The organism is Crocosphaera chwakensis CCY0110, assembly GCF_000169335.1.
GTDB classification, from domain to species: Bacteria; Cyanobacteriota; Cyanobacteriia; order Cyanobacteriales; family Microcystaceae; genus Crocosphaera; species Crocosphaera chwakensis.
This window is the reverse complement of the sequence record NZ_AAXW01000110.1, coordinates 1-8,441: the sequence shown is the minus strand read 5'-3', so window position 1 is coordinate 8,441 and position 8,441 is coordinate 1. Positions and strand designations below refer to the sequence as shown.

Below are 8,441 nucleotides of genomic sequence, written 5' to 3'. Positions count from 1 at the left end.
GCTTACTTCCTGATACACAGTTAGAAGAAATTTATAAGATCATTCATAATTTTAGATTATCTTCTAAAAAAAGACAGAATATTTTAGAAAATACTTTAAAGTTTGCAGGAAGTTGGAATGATTTAACAGATGAGGACTTTAAAGACTTATCTGATGAAATAAGTTTACTTCGTCAGCAAGCATTTAAGCTAAGAAGAAATAATAAAACAATCTCTACAGATTAATTATTAAAGATTCGAGTCAAGAAAAATAAGCTAATGAATCAAACAACTACCACTGGTTATAAATTCATCCTAATTGATGAAAATAACATTCCCTTTATCCAAGGAACATCAACAAAAATTGTTGAATTAGTAACTTCCATTCAAGCTTATGGATGGAGTCCAGAAGAACTACATTTTCAATATCCTCATTTAAGTATGAGTCAAATTTATTCAGCATTAGCTTATTATTGGGAACATAAACAAGAGATTGATGAGGATGTAAAAAGACGCTTTGAATATGCAGAAAAACAACGCCTAGAAGCAGGTATTTCACCCCTATCACAAAGACTTCGTAATCAAGATTTAATTCAATGACGATTGCATTTTATATGGATGAAAACGTCCATAGAGGAATTACCGATGGTTTAAGAATGAGAGGGGTCGATGTTATAACGGTACAAGAAGACAAACGGATAGGATTTTCAGATATACTTATTTTGGATCGCGCGAATGAATTAACAAGGGTGTTATTTTCGCAAGATGATGATTTTTTAGTCGAAGCAAAACGCCGTCAATTAGGAAAAATTGATTTTATTGGCATCATTTATGCTCATAAGCTAAAAATTTCAGTCGGTGATTGTATTCGGGACTTAGAAATTATTGCTAAAGCAGCATCATGGGAAGAATTAGCTAATAGTGTTCAATATTTACCCTTATAGCAAATAACATATTTTAACTGTTTTCTTTCTCTGCTTCTAATTTAGGTGTTAAATAAAGATTTTCTAGTAATACCCCTGCACCTGCAACCCAAGGAGGAAGAATTAAAGCACCGATAATTCCTAATAGTTGAACCCCACTTAAAACCGCTAATAATTGATATAAAGGAGGAACATTAACCGAAGAACCCACTAACAAAGGGTCAAGCACATAAGTTTCTAGATTTTGAATAATTACAAATAGTAAAAGTACCCAAAGAAACAGCCATCCACCTTGGGCAACTGCTACAATTAAAGCAGGGATTGAACCTAAAACGGGACCAAAAAAAGGAATTAAATTTGTCATTCCGGCAATGGTTCCTAACCCTAAAGCAAACTCACCTATCCCTAAAAATTTTAAGCCTAAACTAACTGTTAATCCTAAAATAAAAGATACTAATAATCTACCTTGAATGTAGCCACCCATTCTTTGACTAACAGGAACGACTTGATCTTTCAATTTCTCATCCCAAGGAATCGGAAATAAGCTAACAATACCATTAATTAATTGTTGAGAACCTGATAGCATATAACCCGACAATAGTATGGCTAAAAAAACATTTAGAACACCTCCTACAATACCTCTTGTCAGTCCACTAACTCCAATTAATAATTGCTGACTAGACCGAAATGTCCAAGAAACAAGAGATTGTAAGTTAAATTGTCTGTTAAGAAATTCTAGTATTTCTGGTTCTGTAAATCCTTTTTCTGTCATAAAAAGTTGAATTTGTTGACCTAAAATTTCTATATATCCTGGTAGTTTTTCTAATAGACGTTGCAATTGAGCGACAATTGTTGGCCCTAATAATAAGCCTATTCCTGTTAATAATAATACCAGAAGTAAATAGACAAAAATAACGGAAAACCAACGGGGTAGCCCCATTTTTTCTACGCTTCCCACTAAAGGACTAAGGGTTGATGCAATGACAATGGCAATCATAAGAATAATAATTAATCCTTTTAATTGCCACAATAGTAATAGTAAAAAAGCAGCACCACCAATTAGAAATAAATTAGATAAAGATAAAGCAATTTTTCGTTTAGGAATCATAGTTAAAAATATTAATAGGATCTAAAATTTCAGCAGGGGTAAAATTAAAAATACGAGAATAAAAATAAAATTCGCTATCTAAAGCATATTTTATATTATCAGCTTGTCGGAATCCATGTTGTTCTCCTTCAAAGGGAATGTAAGCAACAGGAATTCCTTTATTTTTAAGAGATTCTACCATCATTTCTGCTTGACTCGGAGGAACTACTTTATCCTCTAATCCTTGAAAAAATATCACAGGACAATTTAATTGATCCGTAAAATTAATGGGTGATCGCTGTTCATAAATTTCTTTTTCTTCAGGATATTGACCAATAAGTTTATCTAAGTAACGGGCTTCAAATTTATGGGTATCTTTTGCTAATGATTCTAAATCGCTCACTCCATAATAACTTGCTCCTGCTTTAAATGTATCATGAAAGGTTAACGCTGCTAAAGTAGTATATCCCCCGGCACTTCCCCCAGAAATAGCTAAGCGATCGCCGTCTACTTTTCCTTGTTCAACTAAATAGTTTGCCCCATTAATACAGTCATTAACATCAACCAGACCCCAGTTTTTTTCTAACCGTTGACGGTATGCTTTTCCAAACCCTGTACTTCCCCCATAGTTAACATCAAGATACCCAAAACCTCGACTTGTCCAATATTGAATTTTTAAACTAAAACTAGGAGTCGCTGCTGCGGTGGGTCCTCCGTGACTTTTTACTAATAAAGGGGGTAACTCTCCATTAGGAAATGTATAATCTTTGTTCTGAGGGGGATAATACCAAGCATAAGCTGTTAAATTATTTTCTGTGGGAAATTCAATCAATTCGGGTTCAGAAAAATATCCCGAATCAACATCAATTATGCAAGAAGATTTTAAGACTTCAGTTTGACTTAAATGCAAATCTAAATGAATAACTGAGGTTGGCTCTATTGTTGATGAACCAAGAAATACAACCTCTTTATTATGACTATCAAGAGAAGCGATATTACTGTAAGGAAGTTCTAAAATACTGAATTGCCTATTGGGTATATTTAAACTGCCTACATACCATCTTCCATCCTGAGTAAAAGCACAGATGATTTTATTTTCAGAGACAAAGGTATAAGTGGACAATCCAAACACCCAATGAGGATAAGAAAATTCAGCCGTAAAAGGAAAAATAGGGACGTTATTAACGTTAGATTTATAACAATAAAGGTTAGACCAACCCGATTGATCACTCACATAATATAATTGACCGTCTGGCGACCATTTCGGTTCACTAATGGACTCATCTATGTCCCCTGCGATCCATTTTATATCCTTTAATGCGCCATCACTTTCGATCTTAGCTAACCATAATTTCGTCCCGTCCCAAGGCATATTAGGATGATTCCAACTAATCCAGGCTAGTTTTGTACCATCAGGACTTAAACGAGGTGAAGAGTAAAAATTATCTCCTTCTATTAAAGTTTTTATCTCTCCATTATTAATATTGATAGAAACAACTTTATTTTCACATTCCCTATTAGGATGACTATGATCTTCACAAATACTAATTAAGCGATTATGTTTAGTATCTATAATGAAATCAGCATAACGACATTGATTTTCAGGGGTTAACGGTTTAGGTTCTTCATTCGGTAATTTTTGATAAAGACGTTGATCTTGATAATTAACAAAATAAATAACGCCATCTTTCACTAAAAAAGAACCTCCACCATATTCATGAACCCGACTACGAACATTAAAAGGTTGAGAAGTGATCTCAGTGATTTGACCATCAGGACTGTATTTAACTAATACATTACGTCCTTTTTCTTGAGGTCTTCCTTCTAACCAGTAAATATCATCATTATCAAAAACAACACCCCCTAATTTAATACTTTTAGCAACAATTAAATCAGAAGTAATAGGAGATTTCCAAGAACCAAAGGGAGCTATTATAGGAGTTAACATAATAGGTATTTTAAAAGTTAGAGTTTATAATACTGTATCTTAAGGTAAATTAATTTTAGGGAACGTCAAGCCCATAACAAGGGTCAATTATAACCACAATTAACAAGAAAAGCACGGGAGTAGTGACAATGGCTAAAATACGGGTAGGATTATTATTCGGCGGGCGTTCTGGAGAACATGAAGTTTCCATTAACTCTGCAGCAGCCATTGCCCAAGCACTACAAATTGGAGAAAATGGCAGTAAATATGATATCCTCCCCGTCTATATTCAAAAAAATGGTGTCTGGTTAGCAGGAGATACAGCGAGTAAAGTCCTAGAAACCAAAACCCCTCTTTCTACTGAAGACACCAACCCCTCTCAATTATGGCAGTTTCCCCCCCAAGTTCAAGAAGTTGAGGTGTGGGTTCCTGTATTACATGGTCCTAATGGTGAAGATGGTACCATTCAAGGATTATTAAGGCTGATGCAGGTTCCTTTTGTGGGTAGTGGCGTGTTAGGATCAGCCGTCGGTATGGATAAAATTGCCATGAAAATGGCCTTCGCTCAAGCCGGACTCCCTCAAGTTAAGTATAGGGCCGTTGAGCGATCGCAAGTGTGGTCAAATCCCTGTATTTTTCCTAAACTGTGTGATGAAATTGAAGCAGACCTAGGTTATCCTTGTTTTGTTAAACCAGCCAATCTAGGATCATCGGTGGGTATTGCTAAAGTGCGATCGCATTCTGAACTCGAAACCGCTTTAGATAGTGCAGCGAGTTACGACAGACGCATCGTCATCGAAGCAGGAGTTAACGCTAGAGAGTTAGAATGCGCTGTTTTAGGTAATGATAATCCGAAAGCGTCTGTCGTCGGCGAAGTAACTTTTGAAGGTGATTTTTACGACTATGAAACTAAGTATACAGAAGGGCGATCGCAAATTCATATTCCTGCTAATTTACCCGACAAAATTGTAACTCAAATTCAAGAAATGGCCATTCAAGCTTTCAAAACCGTTGATGCTGCTGGCCTCGCTAGGGTAGATTTTTTCTATGTAGAAGAAACCGAAGAAATTTATCTTAATGAAATTAATACCCTCCCAGGATTTACTAAGTTTAGTATGTATCCTCAACTTTGGAAAGCCACAGGCATTAATTTTGAGCAATTAGTGGATCAATTAGTACAATTCGCTTTAGAAAAATAAGCTAATTTCTACTATTAATAACAGAGAGTTAAAATGTATGCCAATTCCGCGAGTTTTAATTGTTACCAATTGTACAGGAGAAAAGAAGTTTAAACCCGAAAATCAATTAACCCTTTCTGATTTTAAAGAGCCAAACTTATTAAAAGCTCGTTCAAAAGAATTAGAGCAATTTGCTTGTTGTGCAGGAGAAATGTACAGAGGAAAGCAACATTTACGCTTAATGGAAGGGGTAAAACTGTTGCGTCAAACAGGAGCAAAAAATAGTAATAATGGTCTTTTTACTGTAGATGTAGCTATTATTTCGGCTGGATATGGGTTAATTAAAGAAGATAAAATGATTGTGCCGTATGAAGTCACTTTCAACACCATGAAAGCACAGGAAGTTGATGAATGGGCAAAGTTTTTAAACATTCATGAAGCTTATGAAAACATAATTTCTGACTACGATTTAATTTTTGTTTTGTTAAGTGAAAATTATTTACGTGCGCTTAATTTCCCTAGCAAAACTCAACTAAATCAGACATTTATTTTTTTAGCAAGTTGGGGAAGTCGTGATTATATTAAAGTCAATTTATCTAAACATTTTATTTGTCCCCTTTCTAATCTTGAAGCTAAATCTTATGGTTATGGATTAGTCGGTTTAAAGGGATTTTTATTTAAAAAATTTGCTCAAAAAGTGATTGAAGATGATCAATTATTATCTAAAGTTTTTAATGACCCTCAGTTATTTAAAAAAGTTCTTGATACCAAACCCATTCAACTAAATTTACCTTTTATTAATAGTCATCAATCAGTCAAAGGACGCTCTGAATTATCAGAATTAATTCCTTTACCTTCTGATCATAATCCTGCACCTAATTATCATCATGGAATGCAGTATTTTATTCCAGAATGGGATGATTATGTAGATCCAAATTTTGATTTTCTTAAAGATAGTTTTAGTTCTAAAAGAGTTCCTCATCAAGATGACGTTTATGCTCATGAAATGTTTACCAATCCTAACTATGATGGTATTTTAGTGTCTAGAGGAGTTTTTGAGAAAAGCCAGAAAAAACGAGAGGCAATTCTCGCAAAAGGAATTCATAATTATATTCGGTTTTCTGGTAAAATAATGGGAGATTGTGGGGCTTTTGGATATCTTACAAAGGAAGTCCCACCTTACACAACTGATGAAATTTTAGACTATTATCAACGATGTGGCTTTAATTATGGAGTTAGCATTGATCATTTAATTGTTGGTCAATTTGCTAAACCTGGAGTTCGAGAAAAACGTTATGATTTAACAATACAAAATGCTCAAGAATTCTTGACTAAATATGCACAAAATGAATATAAATTTACCCCAGTTGGTGCTATTCAAGGATGGAGTCCTAAAACTTACGCAAATGCAGTAAAAGATTATATTGAAATGGGTTATACTTATTTAGCATTGGGAGGATTAGCTAGGGAAAAAACAAACATTATTATTGATATTTTATATGCAATTTATCCTCATTTAAAATCACATATAAGACTTCATTTATTTGGAGTTTGTCGACTTAATGCAATTCCTATTTTTCGTCACTTAGGAGTTACTAGCTTTGATTCTGCTAGTCCTTTAAGAAAAGCTTGGTTAGATGCAAAAGCTAATTATCATGGAATTGATCATAATATTTATGCAGCCATTAGACTACCTCAAGCTAATAACAAAAACTCAAAAATAAAAAAATTAATAAAATTTGATTTAGAAAGTTACAGGAAAATTGAGTTAATTTATTTATTAATTTTTGCTAGTATTTTAAAATGGGAAATAATTCAAGTTCTTGAACAAGAAGCTTTTAACGCTTTAAGAGATTTTGATAATAAAAAAGCTTATCTAGATGTTACTCTAGAAACAGTTTTAACTTATAATCAGCCTTTTTTAAAGGATAGATTATTAGCTAAATATAAGGAAATGTATAAAACTCTTTTAGAGGAAAAACCTTGGAAAGATTGTGATTGTGTAATCTGTAAAGATTTAGGCATTGAAACTGTACTTTTTCGAGGGAATAATCGGAATCGTCGCAGAGGTTTCCATAACACTTATATATTTTATAAACGATTCAAGAAATTACTTGAAGACATGGATAAGGAAAAATTAAACTCTGATTTAGAGACAAAAACAAATAAAAAAGAAATCGTAAACATAGCTTAATTGTTAATCAATATTTATGAACAATACTTTTTTACCTATATTTTCCATAGATCGCATTCAACACTTACAAAAATTACAAAACCTTCAGGGAGACTATGGTGTACTAGCTACTACATCTTGTTATAAGAAACTATTAACAACAATTCGGAAATTGAAGAAACCTTTTTTTATAGATAGTGGTGTTTTTGAGCATAAACAACAAGCTTGGTATTATGAACTTAATTGTGAATTCAAAAATAATCAATGGATAAGAAAACTTCAATTAGCCAATGAAAAAAAGCTACGAAAAACGATTAAAGAGTATCTAAATAGATGTGATAAATTTTCCCCCGATTATGTTTTTGCTCCTGATATAATTGGAGAACCTTTAATCTCTCTCTATTTAGCTAACCTGAGTTTACAAGAATATTGGAATAAACCACGAATCTATCATTTAATTGGAGTTGTACAAATTGGAGAAATACTTTACAATTGGACTGAGAAATCTGTCCCTTGTCAAGATTCTTTATTGCCTTATTACAACTCACCTAAAAGTTTTCTAACATCTTTAATCAGTGAGTATCGAAATATGGGTTATAAATATCTTGCTTTAGGGGGATTACTTAAACTCGATAAAACAACAAGAACGGGTTTAAAATTCGGTTTATCAACTCAAGAATTTGATGAGTTATTAACTTGGAGTAGACCAAATTTTGTCTTAGGAGGATTAGCCTTAACTCGTTTAGAAGTATTAAAAAAGCATAAAGTTTGTGCGGATTCTACGGGTTGGCTTTGGTGGGATATTCGTTATGATAAAAAACGGTTTGAAAATCGTAACCCCTTACAAGAAGTCATTAATTTTGCCTCTGAATCATCTTAAAGACAAAAAAGCTCAACTTTTTACTTTGACTTTGACTGATAAAAAAGTATTCTCTTTGTCATACATTATGAATCTATTTCAGGAAAATGTATTAGATTGGCATTATGTATGGATATGTTAAAATAAAACAAACGATTAGTAAATAGTTGATTTTAAACTGATTCAAAAATAACTTTATGAACACTCAATTAGTTGAATCAATTACTCAAATAATTGAATCCTTAACCCCTGAAGAAAAGACCTTTTAAAGAAAAATTAAGCCTATCCTACAGATAGCACATCACAAAACCGTCTC

The 8,441-nt window shown here is 33.1% G+C and carries 8 protein-coding genes; 6 read left to right on the top strand and 2 right to left on the bottom strand.

Annotated features, from left to right (window positions below; translation table 11 throughout):
* From CY0110_RS27055 to CY0110_RS27045, 3 genes are all read left to right on the top strand, one after another.
* Positions 1-224 (top strand): hypothetical protein (locus CY0110_RS27055; RefSeq protein ID WP_008278849.1); only part of this gene is annotated, 224 nt, incomplete at its 5' end.
* Positions 225-257: 33 nt separating this feature from the next.
* Positions 258-578 (top strand): DUF433 domain-containing protein, encoded by a 321-nt coding sequence (locus CY0110_RS27050; protein ID WP_008278848.1) that lies wholly within the window; start codon positions 258-260, stop codon positions 576-578.
* The gene (locus CY0110_RS27045; protein WP_008278847.1) at positions 575-922 is read left to right on the top strand and encodes a DUF5615 family PIN-like protein; all 348 of its coding nucleotides are present in this window, start codon (positions 575-577) and stop codon (positions 920-922) included. The genes CY0110_RS27050 and CY0110_RS27045 overlap by 4 nt, the downstream gene beginning before the upstream one ends.
* A gap of 13 nt (positions 923-935) precedes the next feature.
* Here CY0110_RS27045 and CY0110_RS27040 read toward each other — a convergent pair whose 3' ends face one another.
* Together CY0110_RS27040 and CY0110_RS27035 are read right to left on the bottom strand one after the other, a co-directional pair.
* Positions 936-2,009, bottom strand: a complete 1,074-nt coding sequence (locus tag CY0110_RS27040; RefSeq protein ID WP_008278846.1) for an AI-2E family transporter — start codon at positions 2,007-2,009, stop codon at positions 936-938.
* A complete protein-coding gene (locus CY0110_RS27035; RefSeq protein WP_008278845.1) occupies positions 1,999-3,936 on the bottom strand; it encodes a S9 family peptidase in 1,938 nt (645 codons plus the stop codon). Before CY0110_RS27035 ends, CY0110_RS27040 begins: the two co-directional genes overlap by 11 nt.
* A gap of 128 nt (positions 3,937-4,064) precedes the next feature.
* Here CY0110_RS27035 and CY0110_RS27030 point away from each other — a divergent pair, with 128 nt between their 5' ends.
* The 3 genes from CY0110_RS27030 to CY0110_RS27020 are packed head-to-tail and all read left to right on the top strand — an operon-like array spanning position 4,065 to position 8,146.
* Positions 4,065-5,114, top strand: a complete 1,050-nt coding sequence (locus CY0110_RS27030) for a D-alanine--D-alanine ligase family protein (protein WP_008278844.1) — start codon at positions 4,065-4,067, stop codon at positions 5,112-5,114.
* A 37-nt stretch (positions 5,115-5,151) separates the two neighbouring features.
* Positions 5,152-7,287 (top strand): tRNA-guanine transglycosylase DpdA, encoded by a 2,136-nt coding sequence (gene dpdA, locus CY0110_RS27025; protein ID WP_008278843.1) that lies wholly within the window; start codon positions 5,152-5,154, stop codon positions 7,285-7,287.
* A 16-nt stretch (positions 7,288-7,303) separates the two neighbouring features.
* Entirely contained in the window at positions 7,304-8,146 is an 843-nt protein-coding gene (locus CY0110_RS27020; protein ID WP_008278842.1) for a hypothetical protein, read from the top strand.
* The last annotated feature ends 295 nt before the right edge of the window (positions 8,147-8,441 follow it).